Raw genomic sequence first — 18,351 nt, 5'->3', positions numbered from 1 at the left:
GTTTCAGCGCTTGGGCAAATCGATGGTCACTTTCAAGCCGCCCCACTCGCTTTCGTGCAGCAGCAATTCCCCGCCCCAGGTGTCGACGATGTCGCGCACGATGCCCAGGCCCAGGCCATGTCCGTCGGTCTGTTCATCCAGGCGGGTGCCGCGGCTGAACACCTGATCGCGCTGGTCTTGGGGAATCCCCGGGCCATCGTCTTCCACATTCAATTCGTAGGCCTGCGCGGTTTCGACCACGCTCAGGCGCACTTCGGCGTCCGCCCATTTGCAGGCGTTGTCCAGCAGGTTGCCGAGCAGTTCCAGCAGGTCTTCGCGGTCCCAGGGCAGCTGCAGGCCGGTAGGCGCGACATAGCTGAGGTGCAGGTGTTCGCCGTGGATCATGTTCAAGGTGGCTAGCAATCCCGGCAGTTCGGCATCGCAATCGAACAAGGCCCCCGGCAAGGCGTCGCCGCTCAAGCGGGCGCGGTTGAGTTCGCGATTGAGTCGCAGGCGGACCTGTTCCAGTTGGTCCTTGAGCACCTGGCGCAGTTGCGGGTGCGCGTCGAGTTGCTCGCTGGAGGCCAGGCTCAACAACACCGCCAACGGGGTTTTCAGGGCGTGGCCGAGGTTGCCCAGGGCATTGCGCGAGCGCTTGAGGCTGTCTTCGGTGTGGGCCAGCAAATGGTTGATCTGGGTCACCAGCGGTTCCAGTTCGATCGGTACTTGATCGTCGAGTTGCGAGCGCTGGCCCTGTTGCAGTTGCGCGATCTGTTCCCGGGCTTTTTCCAACGGGCGCAAGGCGCGACGCACTGTAATCCGCTGCAGCAGCAGGATCAGCAGCAGGCCCGCCAGCCCCAGGCCCAGGCCAATCTGCTGCATGCGCTGGAAGCTTTCGCGCACCGGGGTGTAGTCCTGGGCCACGCTGATGGAAATCGACTGGCCCAGGCGCCGATAGTCGGAACGCAGCACCAGCAACTGCTGGCCTTCCGGGCCCAATTGAAGGTTGCTCTCCAGGCCCGGGTGCTCGAGGCGTGGCAGTTCCTGGTCCCACAGGGAACGGGAACGCCAGTGGCTGTCGGCAAAATCGATGTGGAAGTAGTGTCCGGAAAACGGCCGCTGATAAGCCGGCGACAACAGTCGTTCATCCAGTTGCAACCCCTGGGGGCCACGCACCAGCGCTATCAGCAGGTTTTCGCTGTCGTTGCGCAACCCGGCTTCGAGGTAGCGCTGCAAGCCCATTTCGAACAGCCACAGGCTGGTTTGCGCCAATACCAGGCCGACGATCACCATCACGCTGATCAGGCCCAGGCTCAAACGGCGCTGGATCGACCTCACTGGGCCTGCCCACCCAACAGGTAACCCTGGCCGCGACGGGTTTCGATCACGCTGCGCCCGAGTTTGCGCCGCAGGTGATTGACATGCACTTCCAGCACGTTCGAGTCGCGCTCGGTTTCACCGTCGTAGAGGTGTTCAGCCAGGTGGCTTTTGGAGAGGATCTGTTCCGGGTGCAGCATGAAGTAGCGCAACAGGCGAAACTCGGCGGCCGTGAGCTGGATGTCGGCGCCATCGCGGGTCACGCACTGGCGCCCCTCGTCCAGGTGCAGCCCGCCGGCCTTCAGGGTCGGTTGATTGACCTGGCCATGGGAGCGACGCAACAGCGCCTGGATGCGCAAGTGCAGTTCTTCGGGGTGGAAAGGCTTGGTCAGGTAGTCGTCGGCGCCGGCCTTGAGGCCTTCGATGCGCTCGGCCCAGGAACCGCGGGCGGTGAGGATCAGCACCGGCGTCGTCAGGCCACCGGCACGCCACTGCGTCAACACCTCAAGCCCGGGCAGCCCCGGCAGGCCGAGGTCGAGGATGATCAGGTCGTAGGGTTCGGTGCTACCCTGGTGCACCGCGTCGCGACCATCGGCCAGCCAGTCCACGGCATACCCTTGGCGATTGAGGCCGGCCAGCAGTTCGTCGGCCAGCGGCACGTGGTCTTCCACCAGGAGCAAACGCATCGGTCAATCTTCCTTGTCTTTGAGTAATCGGCCGGTGGTGGCGTCGATGTCCAGTTCGCGGACCACGCCTTCGGTGGTCAGCAGTTCGACTTCATAAATGTAGACGTCGTGCTTTTCTTCGAGCTCCGCTTCCAGCAGCTTGGCGCCCGGATAACGATCCAGTGCCTGCTGCAACAGTTGCTCGAGCGGCAGGATCACACCCTGTTGGCGCAGGCGCAGGGCCTCGTCCTGATCGAGGTCGCGGGCCACGGCCACCGAGCAGAAAACCAGCAGCGCCAGCGCCAGGCAGGCACCGGCCCGTCGATGGGATAAGAATTGCAGCGTCATTACGTGTCCTGATGATCCTTGAGAATCTGCCCGCTGACCGCGTCCAGCTCCAGGTCCCACTCGAGGCCCTGCGGATCGCGCAGTTCAATCTGGTAGATGTACTTGCCGTACTCTTCTTCCAGTTCGGTTTCTGTGACCGTGGAGCCTGGGTGCTTGGCTAACGCTGCGGCATTGAGCTTCTCGAAAGACACAATGGTACCAGCGTCGCGCAGTCTCAGGGCTTCGTCGGGGCCCAGGTCACGGGCGTGAGCGAGGCTCGCGGTAGGGCCGATGAGGGATGTGACGATCAGGGCAGTCAAGGATTTCATGGGGTGTCTCCGTATTTTTTATGTGTCGCCTACGGAGGGCACTTTAGCGAATCGATCTTAACTGAAACTGAATTGCCATCATGCACAACTATTGTGCCAGTACCTCGTCGGCCCTGCCGCCAGCGCGCTGTATCACCAGGTGGATGAAGTGCAGCTTGGCGATCACCGCGGGCGGCAGCACGAAGGGGTAGAAATCCGGCTGGCCCATGCTGCGCGACAGTTCATTGAGCATGCCGGCCAGTTCGATCCAGGCGTTGACGAATGACAGGAACGCGGTGCCGCCGGGGTGTTGCGGATCGTACAGGGTGCTGGGAGGAAACGGCTGATAGTCCAGGTCCATTTCCCGCGCGCTCATGCCAAACCCGAGCGCGGTGTCGACGGCGTCCATCATGTGCAGGTAGTGAGCCCAGGTTTCGGCCCAGTCTTCCCAAGGGTGCATGGTGGCGTAGGCGCTGACGTACCGCTGCTGCCAGTCGAGCGGCGCGCCTTGCTGATAATGCCGGTCCAGGGCCTCGGCGTAGCTGGCGCGTTCGTCGCCGAACAGGCCGCGAAAGGGTTCCAGCCAATCGCTGTTGGCAATCAAGCGGTCCCAGTAGTAATGCCCGACTTCGTGACGCAAATGCCCGAGCAATGTGCGATAGGGTTCGTGCATTTGCACCCGCACCTGTTCGCGGTGGGCGTCGTCGGCTTCCTTTATGTCGAGGGTGATCAGGCCGTTGGCATGGCCGGTGGTGGGCGACTTGCCTTCAAGATCGACGCCGATGAAATCGAAGGCCAGGCCGACTTCCTCATTTAGGGTTTTCGGGACCACCTGCAACCCGAGGCTGACCAATTGCGCGATCAGCCGGCGCTTGGCGGTTTCCATCTTGCACCAGCGTTCGTGATTTTCAGGTATGGATAAATCGGGGATGGTACGGTTCAGGCTACAGGCGATGCACAGCGAGTCGTGGTCATTGGCCGGCAGCAACCAATTGCACGCGGCGGGCGAATCGAGGTTGGCGCAGCGACGAAACAGGCCGGCAGAGGGATCGGCATCGAGCAGCCAGGTGTCGGGCTGTTCGCCGGGTTGCAGCGAAGACAGGCGGCTTTGCTCTGGCTGATAACCCAAGGCTGCGGAACAGGCCAGGCACTGACTGTTGCGAAAGAACAGCGACTGCCCGCAACGACAGGGCCAGATCTTGCTGCTGCGCGAGCTTTCGCCGATGAAGGGGGCCGCGATACGCGACGTGAGCTGTTCGAAGAAGCGGTGCATGAGCGATCTCTCCCTGGGGCTTGCCAAGACTAGATCATGGCGGTGCTCAGATCGTTCCCACGCTCTGCGTGGGAATGCCTCTTCGGACGCTCCGCGTTCAGCTGTGGAGGGGACGCGGAGCGTCCCGGGCTGCATTCCCACGCAGAGCGTGGGAACGATCATTTAGACCGCAATACCGTGTTTTTTCAGGAACTCGACGAACGCCTCTTCATCCAGCACCTTCAACCCCAGCTCATTGGCCTTGGTCAACTTCGACCCCGCTCCCGGCCCCGCGACCACGCAGTGGGTCTTGGCCGATACGGAGCCTGCGACTTTGGCACCGAGGCTTTCGAGTTTGTCCTTGGCCACGTCGCGACTCATCAACTCCAGCGAACCGGTGAGCACCCAGGTCTGGCCGGCAAGCGGCAGGCCTTCGACGACTTTCTTCTCGCTGTGCCAGTGCATGCCGAAATCCGCCAGTTGCTTCTCGGCGGCCTCGGCCAGTTGGCGATTGGCCTCGACGGCGAAAAATTCGCGCACAGATGTGGCCTGTTTCTCCGGCAGCGCCTGGCGCATGTCCAGCCAGTCGGCGCTGATCACCGCTTGCAGCGAACCAAACTTGTCAGCCAGTTTCTGCGCACCGCCCGGCCCCACCGAAGGGATGTGCAGTTTGTCGAGCAAACCACCCAAAGTGGTGCTGGCGGCAAACTCGGCGCCCAGTTCGCCTTGGTCCTGAATCTGCAAACCGTGGTTGAGCAGTTCGGTAATGACCTGCTGGTTGTGCGCGTCTTCGAAGAAACTGTGAATTTCGTGGGCCACTTCCAGGCCGACGTCCGGCAAGTAGGTCAGCACTTGCGGCAAGGCTTGTTGCACCCGCTCCAGCGAACCCAGGGAACGTGCCAGCACCTTGGCCGTCTCTTCGCCGACATCGGGAATCCCCAGGGCGTAGATGAAGCGTGCCAGCCCCGGTTTCTTGCTGTCGGCAATAGCACTGAGCAGCTTGTTACTCGACAGCTCGGCAAAGCCTTCCAGGTCGACGATGTCTTCGAACTTCAGGGCGTACAGGTCAGCCGGCGAACTCACCAACCCTTCATCGACCAACTGTTCGACGCTCTTGTCGCCCAGGCCTTCGATGTCCATGGCGCGACGGGAGACGAAGTGAATGATCGCCTGCTTGAGTTGGGCACCGCAGGCCAGGCGCCCGACGCAGCGGTACACCGCGCCTTCGCTGACCGTCTCGCGACCCTTGCTGCGCTTGACCAGTTGCGTGCGCTCGACGTGGGAGCCGCACACCGGGCACTGCTGCGGGATCTGCACCGGCCGGGCGTCTTCCGGGCGACGCTCGGTGACCACTTGCACCACTTGCGGAATCACGTCGCCGGCGCGGCGAATGATCACCGTGTCACCGATCATCAGGCCCAGGCGCGCCACTTCGTCCATGTTGTGCAGCGTCGCGTTGGCCACGGTGACACCGGCAACCTTGACCGGCCTGAGGCGCGCCACCGGCGTCACCGCGCCGGTGCGGCCGACCTGGAATTCCACGTCGAGCAGCTCGGTGAGTTCTTCCATGGCCGGGAATTTATGGGCGATGGCCCAGCGCGGCTCGCGGGCGCGGAAACCCAGTTCGCGCTGGGACGCGATGCTGTTGACCTTGAACACCACACCGTCGATTTCATAAGGCAACGCATTGCGGCGCTCGCCGATGTCGCGGTAGTAATCCAGGCACTCGTCGATGCCGTTCGCCAGCTTCAGCTCATGGCTGATCGGCATGCCCCAGGCCTTGAGTTGCTGCAGGTTGCCGATGTGCGTGTCGGCGATGTCCGCAGACACCTGGCCGATGCCATAGCAACAGAACTCCAGCGGACGGTTAGCGGTGATCTTCGAATCCAGCTGGCGCAAGCTGCCGGCCGCAGCGTTGCGTGGGTTGGCGAACGTCTTGCCGCCGACTTCCAGTTGCGTGGCATTGAGCCGTTCGAAACCGGCCTTGGACATGAACACTTCGCCGCGCACTTCCAGGGTCGCCGGCCAGCCAGTGCCGTGCAGCTTGAGCGGGATGTTGCGCACGGTGCGCACGTTGACGCTGATGTCTTCGCCGGTGGTACCGTCGCCGCGCGTGGCCCCGCGCACCAGCATGCCATCCTGATAAAGCAGGCTGACCGCCAGGCCATCGAGCTTGGGTTCGCAGCTGTATTCCACCGCCGCGCCCGCGCCGAACAGATCACCGGCCGGCAGGTCCAGGCCCTCGGTCACCCGACGGTCGAACTCGCGCATGTCGGTTTCTTCGAAGGCGTTACCCAGGCTGAGCATCGGCACTTCGTGGCGTACCTGGGTGAACGCCGACAGTGCTGCGCTGCCGACCCGCTGGGTTGGCGAGTCGCTGGTGACCAGTTCGGGATGGGCCGCTTCGAGGGCCTTGAGCTCGTTGAACAATCGGTCGTACTCGGCGTCCGGGATGCTCGGCTCGTCCAGCACGTGATAACGATAGTTGTGCTGATCCAGCTCGGCGCGTAGCTCTAGAATGCGGTCTTGGGCGGCAGTCATGGATGGTCTCTCATAAAGCAAAAGAGCAGCCGAGGCTGCTCAATTTCGATGCGGCGTTGATTCATTGTAGGAGCCTGAGGTGCGGCGATCCGACTTGCCGGCGAAGGCGTATTTGAAATCGCCATCGCCAGCAAGCCGGCTCCTACAGGGGTACGGAGGTTTCCACACGTTACAAATATCAGCGCTTCTGGGTCAGTGCGCGACGCTCGAATTCAACGATGCGCTGACGGTAGTGCTCGATCGTCTGGGCGGTCAGTACGCTGCGTTGGTCGTCCTTCAGCTCGCCGTTCAACTCTTGTGACAGTTTACGTGCTGCAGCCACCATCACGTCGAAGGCCTGCTTGGGATGACGCGGGCCTGGCAAGCCGAGGAAGAAGCTCACTGCCGGGGTGCTGAAGTGGTCGATGTCGTCGAGGTCGAAGACGCCAGGCTTGACCGCGTTGGCCATGGAGAACAGCACTTCGCCATTGCCCGCCATGCTTTCGTGACGGTGGAAGATGTCCATTTCGCCGAAACGCAGGCCGCTTTCGAGAATGTTCTGCAGCAGCGCCGGGCCCTTGAAGCCGGCCGGGTCGCGGCAGATTACGCTGATGACCAGCACTTCTTCTGCTTGCGGCTGCTCTTTTTCGCTGACCGCAGGCGATGCCTTGGTGTCATCCGGGAAATCGTCGTCACGGCTACTGAAGCTAGGGCCGCCGTCCAGGTCCAGGCTGAGGTTCATGTCACCCTGGGAAGGCTCGCCATGGCCACGCTTGCCGCGCTTGGAGCCCGAATCGCGGGCAGGCATGCTCACTGACGGCAGGTCGTGCTCGTCCAGTTGCGGTTCCTTGTGCGTATCCAGAACGCGAGACGGGCCCAACACCTCAGGGCTGGTATCCTCGTCAGGCAGGTTGGACAGGCTCCGGTCAAGACGGAATTTCAGCTTTCCCTTGCCGCCGCGCATACGGCGCCAGCCATCGAAAAGAATACCGGCAATGACAATAATGCCGATGACGATCAGCCACTCGCGCAGACCGATTTCCATGTAATCCCGTGCCTCTATAAAAAATGCTGAAAAATAAGGGGCTTACATTCTGTAAACCGCTTTAAAACGTGGCGCCAACTCTATGTTCTGACAGGCGTTTTGCCCACGTATACGAAAAATTGACATTAAACTAGCACGACCAAAGGCAACTTTACACCGTCTGGCACGTTGGCCCCGCGATTATGTCGATTGGCCAGCAAGTCAGCATGGCTAATTAGGTCCCACCGCTAAAAAATCCGACCTGAAAGCCATGTTTCAGGCGTCCACCATCGCCATGGCCTCCTCGACATCCACCGCCACCAGACGCGAGCAACCCGGTTCGTGCATCGTCACCCCCATCAGTTGTTCAGCCATTTCCATGGCGATCTTGTTGTGGGTGATATAGATGAACTGCACCGTCTGCGACATCTCCTTGACCAGTCGTGCGTAGCGTCCAACGTTAGCGTCATCCAATGGCGCGTCCACTTCATCGAGCATGCAGAACGGCGCCGGGTTCAGCTTGAAGATCGCGAAAACCAGGGCCAATGCCGTCAGGGCCTTTTCGCCACCTGATAGCAAATGGATGGTGCTGTTCTTCTTTCCGGGCGGCTGCGCCATGATCGTCACCCCTGTATCGAGTAGATCTTCGCCCGTCAGTTCCAAATACGCGCGCCCTCCACCGAAAACTTTTGGGAAAAGTGCCTGTAAACCGCCATTGATCTGATCAAAGGTATCTTTGAAACGGTTTCGGGTTTCCTTGTCGATCTTGCGAATCACGTTCTCGAGCGTATCGAGCGCTTCGACCAGATCGTCGTTCTGGGCGTCCAGATAACGTTTACGCTCCGATTGTTGCTGATACTCATCGATGGCCGCGAGGTTGATCGCGCCCAGGCGCTGGATTCGCGCGGCAATGCGCTCGAGTTCTTCCTCGGCGGCTTTCTCGCTGGCCTCGGCGGTCAGCGTGGCCAGCACGCCGTGCAGGTCGTAGCCGTCTTCGAGTAACTGGTCCTGCAACGCCTTGCGCCGTACGGTCAGGGCTTGCCATTCCATGCGCTGGTTTTCGAGCTGGCCGCGAATCAGCTGGGACTGTTGTTCGGCCTGGTTGCGACGCTTTTCAGCATCACGCAGTTCGCGGTCGGCATCTTCCAGGGCGATCTGCGCGGTCTTGAGCTCTTCGTCGACGGTCATGCGCTTGTCGAGCAGTTCTTCAAGTTTCAGGCGCAGCTCTTCCAGCGGCGCCTCACCCTCTTCGAGGTTGAGGCTCAGTTGCTCGCGTTTTTCCGTCAGGCGCTCGGCCTGCATTTCCAGGCGCTCCAGGGCCTGGCGCGTCGAGTCATGCTGGGCCCGTAGCGAACCCAGGCGCACCGCCAGTTGATGGGCGTGATCCTTGTGCTGGCGGGCTTCCTGGCGCACCCGGTCAAGCCGTTCGCGCAAGCTGTCGCGTTGCGCCAGCAGCAGCTCGCGCTGCTCGGTGTCCAGGGCCATGGCGTCGAGGGCCTCCTGCAAGTGCAGGCGCGCTTCACCGATCTGTTCATGTTCCAGGGCTCGCTGTTCGGCCAACTCCTGGAGCTCTTCATCGAGGCGCGTGCGCCGCAGGTTCAACTGCTCGGCCTTGGCCTTGCCGGCCGACAGCTGAGCCTTGAGTTCACCTTGCTGGCGCGCTTCGTCCTGCAGCAGGCGGCGCAAATGTTCGCGGCCGTTTTCCTGCTGGCGCTGTTGCGCCCGCAGGTTTTGCAATTCTGTTTCCAAGGCTTCGACGGCCGCTTCACGTTCTTCGCGTTCAAGGCCCAGTTTCTGTATTTCCTGACCACGGGCGAGCATCCCGCTTTCCGCTTCACTGGCGCGGCGCACGCGCAAAAAGTGCCGACCGACCCAATATCCGTCGCGGCTGATGAGGCTCTGGCCCGCTGCCAGCTGCCCACGCAACCCCAGCGCTTGTTCGAGGCTTTCGACGGGTTTGACCTGCCCCAGCCATGGCGACAGATCGATCTGCGCCTCGACTTTATCGAGCAGGCTGCCGGGCACGCGCGCGCCGTCGGTCGCGGGGCTGAGCAAGCGCAGATCGCCTTGGGTAAACCCGGACAAATCGAAATCGCCGAAGTCATCCACCAGCACCGCTTGCAGGTCGGCCCCCAGTACGGTTTCCACCGCCAGCTCCCAACCGGCTTCAACCTTCAGGCCTTCGGCCAGGCGCGGGCGGTCCGCCAAATTCTGCTCGCTCAGCCATTGCGCGGTGCCGGTGCCCGGGTCGAGCGCGGCTTGCTGCAAGGCTTCGAGCGACGCCAGGCGACCGTTGAGGCGCTGCAGATCGCCCTGGGCCTGTTGTTGCGCCGACAGTGCCTGCTGCAATTGCTGGCGCAGTTGCTCGAGCTTTTCAACCTGAGCTTCTTCACTGGTCTGCAAATCTTCGAGGGTCGCCTCGGATTCAGCGAGCTGCTCGTTGAGCGCCATGATCGCCGCGTCTTCCGGGTCCGCCGACAACAAGGCGCGCTCTTCACCCAGGCGCCGGTGCCGTTCGGCCAGGCGCTCCAGGCTGGTTTCCAGCTGCTGAATGCGTGATTGCTGGACTTCCGACTGGCGCCGTGGCTCGGCGGCACTGAGGTTGAACGTGTCCCACTGCTCCTGCCAGCCGTGCATGGTGGTTTCGGATTCCTCCAGCGCAGCGGCGGCCTCTTCGGCGGCGGCGCTGGTGACTTCCTGCTCCGGCGTGAGCATGTCCAGCTCTTCGCCGAGGGTCAGCAGCAGCGTGCGGTCGTGGCCCAGGTGCGACTCGGTCTCCAGGCGCGCGCGCTCGGCTTCCTTCAAATCGTCCTGCAATTGGCGCAAGCGCTGTTGCCCATGCTGGATGCTCTGCTCGACCCGGGCGATGTCGCCGCCGACCGAATAGAAGCGCCCCTGCACCAGATTGAAGCGCTCGGAGAGGTCGTGATGGCCGTCGCGCAAGCGTTCGATGCTGGCATCGGCGTTGCGCTGTTCGGCCACCAGGGCTTCGAAACTGACTTCCTGGGTGCCGATGATCGCTTCGCGCTGGCCGACCTGGTCGTTCAGGTCCTGCCAGCGCAGGGCCGACAGTTGCGCCTTGAGCTGGCGCTCCTCGCCTTTGAATTCCTGGTACTTCTTGGCCGCTTCGGCCTGGCGGTGCAAGCGTTCGAGCTGACGTTCGAGCTCTTCGCGCAGGTCGGTCAGGCGCTCCAGGTTTTCGTGGGTGCGGCGAATGCGGTTTTCGGTTTCGCGCCGACGCTCCTTGTACTTGGAGATCCCCGCCGCTTCTTCGATGAAATTGCGCAAATCCTCAGGCTTGGACTCGATCAGCTTGGAGATCATCCCCTGTTCGATGATCGAGTAGCTGCGCGGGCCCAGGCCGGTGCCGAGGAAGATATCGGTGATGTCGCGGCGCCGGCATTTGGTGCCATTGAGGTAATAGGTGGTCTGGCTGTCGCGGGTGACTTTGCGGCGAATGGAAATTTCCGCATAGGCGGCGTATTCACCGAGCAATGTGCCATCGGCGTTATCGAATACCAGTTCGATGCTCGCCTGGCTCACCGGCTTGCGGCTGGTGGAGCCGTTGAAGATGACGTCGGTCATCGACTCGCCGCGCAGGTTCTTCGCCGAACTCTCGCCCATCACCCAGCGCACGGCGTCGATGATGTTCGACTTGCCGCAACCATTGGGCCCAACCACCGCCGCCATGTTGCTGGGGAAGTTCACTGTGGTCGGGTCGACGAAGGACTTGAAGCCCGCCAGCTTGATGCACTTTAGCCGCACGCTTATGCGTCCGTCAGGGCAGAGATCACCAGATCGCAACTGCGCTGGCCATAAGCGGTCAGCACTTCGCGGATCAGTGGAAAATCACGGGCGATCACTGCAGCAAGCAGACGTTCGAACAGCTCCAGATACTCACTCATCGAGGCCTTGCGCTGCTCCAGGGCGAGAAAATACGCGCGGCTCATGGCCGGCTGCAGATTCTCGACGGTTTCCTGCAGGTAAGGATTGTTGGCAAACGGATACGTGGCGCGCATCACATTGAAACTGTCGTCGACGAAGGCATGGATGTCCTGGCGCTCGTAGCTGGCCGTCAGGCGCTGCTGGATCTGCACGAACGGCGCCAGGTCGGCCTGGACTTTCCAGCCAGTGGCCACGGCGTTGGCGAGCAGGATGTACATCTCGCTCATCAGCGTGCACAGGCTCTTGACCTTGTGCGCGGTGAGTTCGGTGACGTGGGCGCCACGTCGCGGCAGGATGGCGATCAGGTGCCGGCGCTCGAGAATCAGCAAAGCCTCGCGGACCGAGCCACGACTGACGTCGAGTGCCTGCGTGACCTTCTGTTCCTGGATGCGCTCCCCGGGCTTCATTTCGCCGCGAATGATGCGTTCGGCGAGATGATGCGCGATTTGCTCGGCGAGGCTGTCCGGCGCCTTGAACGTCATGGTTGTCCTTCAAACTCTTCGATTTGCACAAGCGGCGCAGTGTAGCGCAATTGATACGTCATGGCGCAGGGCCCACCCAGTGGTTTTGGCACGATTCAAGCAAAAAGCAGGCTGTTGATCGAGGGTCAATAATGAAGAAAAGCGACGTTAATCGACAAAATGCATTTTCCTGACCTTTAAGTCAGAAAATCATTGACCGAAAAGTCAGACCTGCTAAATTCGGTTCATGGCGGTTAACAACAATAATGAGTCTGCGAGGCCTTCCGTGATCCAGTTTTTACTCAACCAGGAACTCCGTAGCGAGCACGCCCTGGACCCGAACCTGACCGTGCTCAATTATCTGCGCGACCATGTGGGCAAACCCGGCACCAAAGAAGGCTGCGCCAGCGGTGACTGTGGCGCGTGCACCGTGGTGGTCGGCGAATTGCAGACCGATGATGCGGGCCGCGAACACATTCGCTACCGCAGCCTCAACTCGTGCCTGACGTTCGTTTCGTCCTTGCACGGCAAGCAACTGATCAGCGTCGAAGACCTCAAGCACAAGGGCGAACTGCACAGCGTGCAGAAGGCCATGGTCGAGTGCCATGGCTCGCAATGCGGGTTCTGCACCCCAGGTTTCGTGATGTCGTTGTTTGCCCTGCAAAAGAACAGCGACGCACCGGATCAGCACAAGGCCCACGAAGCCCTGGCCGGCAACCTCTGCCGCTGCACCGGCTATCGGCCGATCCTGGAAGCCGCCGAGCAGTCCTGCTGCGCTAAAAAGCCGGATCAGTTCGATGCCAACGAAGCCCAGACCATTGCCCGGCTCAAGGCCATCGCGCCGAGCGATATCGGCGAACTCAACAGTGGTGACAAGCGTTGCCTGGTGCCGTTGACCGTGGCCGACCTGGCCGACCTCTACGATGCTTATCCACAGGCCCGGCTGCTGGCCGGCGGCACTGACCTGGCGCTGGAAGTGACCCAGTTCCACCGCACGTTGCCGGTGATGATCTACGTCGGCAACGTCGCCGAAATGAAGCGCATCGAACGCTTCGACGACCGCCTGGAAATCGGCGCCGCCACCGCCCTCTCCGACTGCTACGAGGCCCTGAAGGCCGAGTACCCGGACTTCGGCGAACTGCTGCAACGCTTCGCCTCCTTGCAGATCCGCAACCAGGGCACCCTGGGCGGCAACATCGGCAACGCCTCGCCCATCGGCGACTCGCCGCCCCTGCTGATTGCCCTGGGCGCGCAAATTGTCCTGTGCAAGGGCGAGACCCGCCGCACCCTGGCCCTGGAAGATTACTTCATCGATTACCGCGTCACGGCGCGCCAGGAAAGCGAGTTCATCGAGAAGATCATCGTGCCTCGCGCCAGCGTCGAACAGCTGTTCCGCGCCTACAAGGTGTCCAAGCGCCTGGACGATGACATTTCGGCCGTGTGCGCGGCGTTCAACCTGCGCCTGGAAAACGGTGTGATCGCCGATGCCCGCGTGGCCTTCGGTGGCATGGCGGCCATCCCGAAACGCGCCAACAGTTGCGAAACCGCGCTGATCGGTTCGCCCTTCAACAGCGCCACCGTTGAGCGTGCCTGCGCTGCCCTGGCCGAAGACTTCACACCGCTGTCGGACTTCCGCGCCAGCAAGGAATACCGCCTGCTCAGCGCACAAAACCTGCTGCGCAAATACTTCATCGAACTGCAAACGCCGCACATCGAGACTCGGGTGACCGCTTATGTCTAACCATCACGCCGTAGAGAAGACCCAGGCCGAACTGGCTGAATTGTTCGCCAAGGACCTGACCACCGGTGTCGGCCGCAGCGTCAAGCACGACAGCGCCGCCAAGCATGTGTCCGGTGAAGCGCAGTACATCGATGATCGCCTGGAGTTTCCGAACCAGCTGCACGTGTACGCCCGCTTGTCCGACCGCGCCCATGCCCGGATCATCAGCATCGACACCTCGCCGTGCTATGCCTTCGAAGGTGTGCGCATCGCCATCACCCACGAAGACGTGCCGGGCCTGAAGGACATCGGCCCATTGCTGCCGGGCGATCCGTTGCTGGCGATCGATACCGTGCAGTTCGTCGGTCAACCCGTGGTGGCCGTTGCCGCCAAAGACCTGGAAACCGCACGCAAGGCGGCGATGGCCGCGATCATCGAATACGAAGACCTGGAACCGGTGCTGGACGTGGTCGAGGCCCTGCGCAAGCGCCACTTCGTGCTCGACAGCCACACGCACCAGCGCGGCGATTCGGCGACGGCGCTGGCCACCGCCGAACATCGCATCCAGGGCACGCTGCACATCGGCGGGCAGGAACACTTCTACCTGGAAACCCAGATTTCCTCGGTGATGCCCACCGAAGACGGCGGCATGATCGTCTACTGCTCGACCCAGAACCCCACCGAAGTGCAGAAACTGGTGGCCGAAGTGCTGGACGTGTCGATGAACAAGATCGTTGTCGACATGCGCCGCATGGGTGGCGGTTTTGGCGGCAAGGAAACCCAGGCGGCGAGCCCGGCGTGCCTGTGTGCGGTGATTGCGCACCTCACCGGCCAGCCAACCAAGATGCGCCTGCCGCGGGTCGAAGACATGCTGATGACCGGCAAGCGCCACCCGTTCTATGTCGAATACGACGTGGGCTTCGACAGCACCGGACGCCTGCACGGCATCAACCTGGAACTGGCTGGCAACTGCGGCTGTTCGCCAGACCTGTCGGCGTCGATCGTCGACCGCGCGATGTTCCACTCGGACAACTCGTATTACCTGGGCGACGCGACCGTCAACGGTCATCGCTGCAAGACCAACACCGCGTCGAACACCGCCTACCGTGGTTTTGGTGGCCCGCAAGGCATGGTCGCCATCGAAGAAGTGATGGACGCCATCGCCCGTCACCTGGCGCTGGATCCACTGGCGGTGCGCAAGGCCAACTACTACGGCAAGACCGAGCGCAACGTCACCCATTACTACCAGACCGTCGAGCACAACATGCTCGAGGAAATGACCGCCGAACTGGAAGCGAGCAGCCAGTACGCCGAGCGCCGCGAAGCGATCCGTCGCTATAACGCCAACAGCCCGATCCTGAAAAAGGGCCTGGCGCTGACCCCGGTGAAATTCGGCATTTCCTTCACCGCCAGCTTCCTCAACCAGGCCGGCGCCCTGGTACACGTCTACACCGACGGCAGCATCCACCTGAACCATGGCGGCACCGAGATGGGCCAGGGCCTGAACACCAAAGTCGCGCAAGTCGTGGCCGAGGTGTTCCAGGTAGAAATGGACCGCGTGCAGATCACCGCGACCAACACTGACAAAGTGCCGAACACTTCGCCGACCGCGGCCTCCAGCGGCGCCGACCTGAACGGCAAGGCCGCGCAGAATGCCGCTGAAACCATCAAGAAACGCCTGGTGGAATTTGCCGCGCGGCAATACAAGGTCAGCGAAGAAGACGTGGAGTTCCACAACGGCCACGTGCGGGTTCGCGATCACATCCTGACGTTCGAAGCGCTGATCCAGCAGGCGTACTTCGCCCAGGTATCGCTGTCGAGTACCGGGTTCTACAAGACCCCGAAAATCTATTACGACCGCAGCCAGGCCCGGGGGCGTCCGTTCTATTACTACGCCTTCGGTGCAGCCTGCTGCGAGGTGATCATCGACACCCTGACGGGCGAGTACAAAATGCTGCGCACCGACATCCTCCACGACGTCGGCGCCTCGCTGAACCCGGCCATCGACATCGGCCAGGTCGAGGGTGGTTTCATCCAGGGCATGGGCTGGCTGACCATGGAAGAGCTGGTGTGGAACAACAAGGGCAAGCTGATGACCAACGGCCCGGCCAGCTACAAGATCCCGGCCGTGGCGGACATGCCGCTGGACCTGCGGGTCAAGCTGGTGGAAAACCGCAAGAACCCGGAAGACACGGTGTTCCATTCCAAGGCCGTGGGCGAACCGCCGTTCATGCTCGGCATCGCCGCCTGGTGCGCGATCAAGGACGCCGTGGCGAGCCTGGGTGACTACCGGCATCAACCGAAGATCGACGCGCCAGCGACGCCGGAGCGGGTGTTGTGGGGCTGTGAGCAGATGCGCCAGTTGAAGGCGGCGAAGGCTGTCGAGGCGGAGACCGAGCTGGCTTCGCTCTAGGACCGAGGTGCCTGGATCGCCAGCAAGCCGGCTCCTACGGATCGGTGGTGTATCGCGATTCTGCGACTGACACAGAACCTGTAGGAGCCGGCTTGCTGGCGAATACGGCCGAACAGACAACGAAGATGTCGAGGTGAACATGTACAACTGGATCGACGCCCTCGCCGACCTGCAAAACCAGGGTGAACCCTGCGTGTTGGTGACCATCATCGAAGAGCTCGGCTCGACGCCGCGCAATGCTGGCTCGAAGATGGTTGTCAGCGCCCACCAGGCCTTCGACACCATCGGTGGCGGACACCTGGAATACAAGGCCATGCAGATCGCCCGCGAAATGCTCGCCAGCGGCAAGCAGGACACCCATCTCGAGCGCTTCAGCCTCGGCGCCAGCCTGGGCCAGTGCTGCGGCGGCGCGACCGTGTTGCTGTTCGAACCGATGGGCCAGGTCCAGGCGCAGATCGCCGTGTTCGGCGCCGGCCACGTCGGCCGCGCGCTGGTACCGCTGCTGGCCAGCCTGCCCTGCCGGGTGCGCTGGATCGACTCGCGGGAAGACGAATTCCCGGAACAGATTCCCCACGGCGTACGCAAGATTGTCAGCGAAGAACCGGTGGATGAAATCGACGACCTGCCCGCCGGCAGCTACTGCATCGTCATGACCCACAATCATCAGCTGGACCTCGAACTCACCGCCGCGATCCTCAAGCGCAATGACTTCGCTTATTTCGGCCTGATCGGTTCGAAAACCAAACGGGTGAAGTTCGAACACCGCCTGCGCGACCGCGGCTTCGACAGCAGCGTCGTGCAACGCATGCGCTGCCCGATGGGCATCGGTGAAGTCAAAGGCAAGCTGCCTGTGGAAATCGCCATCTCCATCGCCGGCGAGATCATCGCCACTTATAACGCCAGTTTCGGCCAGCAAACGTCCCGCGCCGAACCGATTGCCAAGTTGCTGCCCGTTTCACGCCGCAGCCAGGCCACCAACTTGAAAGCCTCAAATTGAGAACTGACATGCCCCTGACTCGCAAAGCCTACCGCGCCGCCATCCTGCACAGCATCGCCGACCCCGCCGAAGTCGGGATCGAAGCTTCCTATGAGTATTTCGAGGACGGCTTGCTGGTGATCGAAAACGGCAAGATCAGCGCCCTTGGTCACGCCAGTGAACTGCTGCCAACGCTGCCGGCCGATATCGAGATCACCCATTACCAGGATGCGCTGATCACCCCCGGCTTCATCGACACCCACATCCACCTGCCACAAACCGGCATGGTCGGCGCCTACGGCGAGCAACTGCTGGACTGGCTCAACACCTACACTTTCCCATGTGAGAGCCAGTTCGCCGACAAGGCCCATGCTGATCAGGTGGCGGACATTTTCATCAAGGAACTGCTGCGCAACGGCACCACCACCGCGCTGGTGTTCGGCAGCGTGCATCCGCAATCGGTGAACTCGTTCTTCGAAGCTGCCGAGCAACTGGACCTGCGCATGATCGCCGGCAAGGTGATGATGGACCGCAACGCCCCGGACTACCTGACCGACACCGCCGAATCCAGCTACGTGGAAAGCAAGGCGCTGATCGAGCGCTGGCACGGCAAGGGTCGCCTGCACTATGCGGTCACCCCGCGTTTTGCACCGACCAGCACCCCGGAACAACTAACCCTGGCCGGCCAGTTGCTGACTGAATACCCGGATCTGTACATGCAGACCCACATCAGCGAAAACCTCAAGGAAATCGAGTGGGTCAAGGAACTGTTCCCGGAGCGCAAAGGCTACCTGGACGTCTACGACCACTACCAGTTGCTCGGCGAGCGTTCGGTCTTCGCCCACGGCGTGCACCTGTGCGATGACGAATGCGCGCGACTGGCAGAAACCGGTTCGGCCATCTCCTTCTGCCCGACTTCGAACTTCTTCCTGGGTAGCGGCCTGTTCAACCTGCCGATGGCCGAGAAGCACAAGCTCAATGTCGGCATCGGCACCGATGTAGGCGGCGGCACCAGTTTCTCGCTGCTGCAAACGCTGAATGAAGCCTACAAGGTCATGCAGCTGCAAGGCGCGCGCCTGAGCCCGTTCAAGTCGCTGTACCTGGCCACCCTCGGCGGCGCCCGTGCGCTGCGTCTTGAAGACAAGATCGGCAATCTGCAGCCGGGCACCGACGCCGACTTCCTGGTGCTGGACTATAACGCCACGCCGCTGCTGAGCTATCGCCTGCAGCAGGCCAATAACATTGCCGAGACGTTGTTTGTGTTGATGACGCTGGGGGATGACCGGACGGTGTTGCAGACTTATGCGGCGGGGAATCTGGTGCATCAGCGCTAGGTTTTTCGGGCATGAAAAATCCCCCGCACTCTACAGTCCGGGGGATTTTTATTGGCTGCCAGAAAGATCAAAGGATCGCAGCCTTCGGCAGCTCCTACATGGAATGCATT

At 61.8% G+C, this 18,351-nt stretch carries 13 protein-coding genes; 4 read left to right on the top strand and 9 right to left on the bottom strand.

Going from position 1 to position 18,351, the window contains the following annotated elements; genetic code table 11:
* Window positions 1–3: 3 nt before the first annotated feature.
* From CGA21_RS23705 to CGA21_RS23665, 9 genes are all read right to left on the bottom strand, one after another.
* Window positions 4–1,317: a sensor histidine kinase gene (locus CGA21_RS23705; RefSeq protein ID WP_188265165.1), complete on the bottom strand. Its 1,314-nt coding sequence runs from the start codon at window positions 1,315–1,317 to the stop codon at window positions 4–6.
* On the bottom strand, window positions 1,314–1,982 hold the full coding sequence (locus tag CGA21_RS23700; RefSeq protein ID WP_188265164.1) for a response regulator transcription factor: 669 nt from the start codon (window positions 1,980–1,982) through the stop codon (window positions 1,314–1,316). The genes CGA21_RS23705 and CGA21_RS23700 overlap by 4 nt, the downstream gene beginning before the upstream one ends.
* Window positions 1,983–1,985: 3 nt before the next feature.
* A complete protein-coding gene (locus tag CGA21_RS23695) occupies window positions 1,986–2,309 on the bottom strand; it encodes a PepSY domain-containing protein (protein ID WP_110749487.1) in 324 nt (107 codons plus the stop codon).
* Window positions 2,309–2,617: a PepSY domain-containing protein gene (locus CGA21_RS23690; RefSeq protein ID WP_188265163.1), complete on the bottom strand. Its 309-nt coding sequence runs from the start codon at window positions 2,615–2,617 to the stop codon at window positions 2,309–2,311. Before CGA21_RS23690 ends, CGA21_RS23695 begins: the two co-directional genes overlap by 1 nt.
* 88 nt (window positions 2,618–2,705) lie before the next feature.
* Entirely contained in the window at window positions 2,706–3,869 is a 1,164-nt protein-coding gene (locus CGA21_RS23685; RefSeq protein ID WP_188265162.1) for a putative zinc-binding metallopeptidase, read from the bottom strand.
* Between the two features lie 162 nt (window positions 3,870–4,031).
* Window positions 4,032–6,389, bottom strand: coding sequence for an NAD-dependent DNA ligase LigA (ligA, locus tag CGA21_RS23680; RefSeq protein WP_188265161.1), 2,358 nt, complete (start codon window positions 6,387–6,389; stop codon window positions 4,032–4,034).
* Window positions 6,390–6,567: 178 nt separating this feature from the next.
* A complete protein-coding gene (gene zipA, locus CGA21_RS23675; RefSeq protein WP_020795924.1) occupies window positions 6,568–7,413 on the bottom strand; it encodes a cell division protein ZipA in 846 nt (281 codons plus the stop codon).
* A gap of 255 nt (window positions 7,414–7,668) precedes the next feature.
* Window positions 7,669–11,157 carry a chromosome segregation protein SMC gene (gene smc, locus CGA21_RS23670; protein WP_179055850.1) on the bottom strand — a complete coding sequence of 1,163 codons (3,489 nt, stop codon included), beginning with the start codon at window positions 11,155–11,157 and terminating at the stop codon, window positions 7,669–7,671.
* 2 nt (window positions 11,158–11,159) lie between these two features.
* Complete coding sequence (locus CGA21_RS23665) at window positions 11,160–11,819, bottom strand: GntR family transcriptional regulator (RefSeq protein ID WP_008056419.1); 660 nt, start codon at window positions 11,817–11,819, stop codon at window positions 11,160–11,162.
* A 265-nt stretch (window positions 11,820–12,084) separates the two neighbouring features.
* Between CGA21_RS23665 and xdhA the strand changes: the two genes are divergently transcribed.
* The 4 genes from xdhA (at window position 12,085) to guaD (ending at window position 18,241) form a co-directional block, all read left to right on the top strand.
* Window positions 12,085–13,539: a xanthine dehydrogenase small subunit gene (gene xdhA, locus CGA21_RS23660; RefSeq protein WP_188265160.1), complete on the top strand. Its 1,455-nt coding sequence runs from the start codon at window positions 12,085–12,087 to the stop codon at window positions 13,537–13,539.
* Window positions 13,532–15,931, top strand: a complete 2,400-nt coding sequence (xdhB, locus tag CGA21_RS23655) for a xanthine dehydrogenase molybdopterin binding subunit (protein WP_188265159.1) — start codon at window positions 13,532–13,534, stop codon at window positions 15,929–15,931. Before xdhA ends, xdhB begins: the two co-directional genes overlap by 8 nt.
* Before the next feature lie 139 nt (window positions 15,932–16,070).
* A complete protein-coding gene (gene xdhC / locus CGA21_RS23650) occupies window positions 16,071–16,928 on the top strand; it encodes a xanthine dehydrogenase accessory protein XdhC (RefSeq protein ID WP_033045249.1) in 858 nt (285 codons plus the stop codon).
* A gap of 8 nt (window positions 16,929–16,936) precedes the next feature.
* Entirely contained in the window at window positions 16,937–18,241 is a 1,305-nt protein-coding gene (guaD, locus tag CGA21_RS23645; protein ID WP_110749501.1) for a guanine deaminase, read from the top strand.
* Window positions 18,242–18,351 lie beyond the last annotated feature (110 nt).

This window comes from Pseudomonas sp. PSB11 (assembly GCF_014596605.1).
In the GTDB taxonomy this organism is placed as follows: domain Bacteria; phylum Pseudomonadota; class Gammaproteobacteria; order Pseudomonadales; family Pseudomonadaceae; genus Aquipseudomonas; species Aquipseudomonas umsongensis.
Note: the sequence above shows the minus strand (reverse complement) of the source record. Positions and strands in the feature narration are given on the sequence as shown.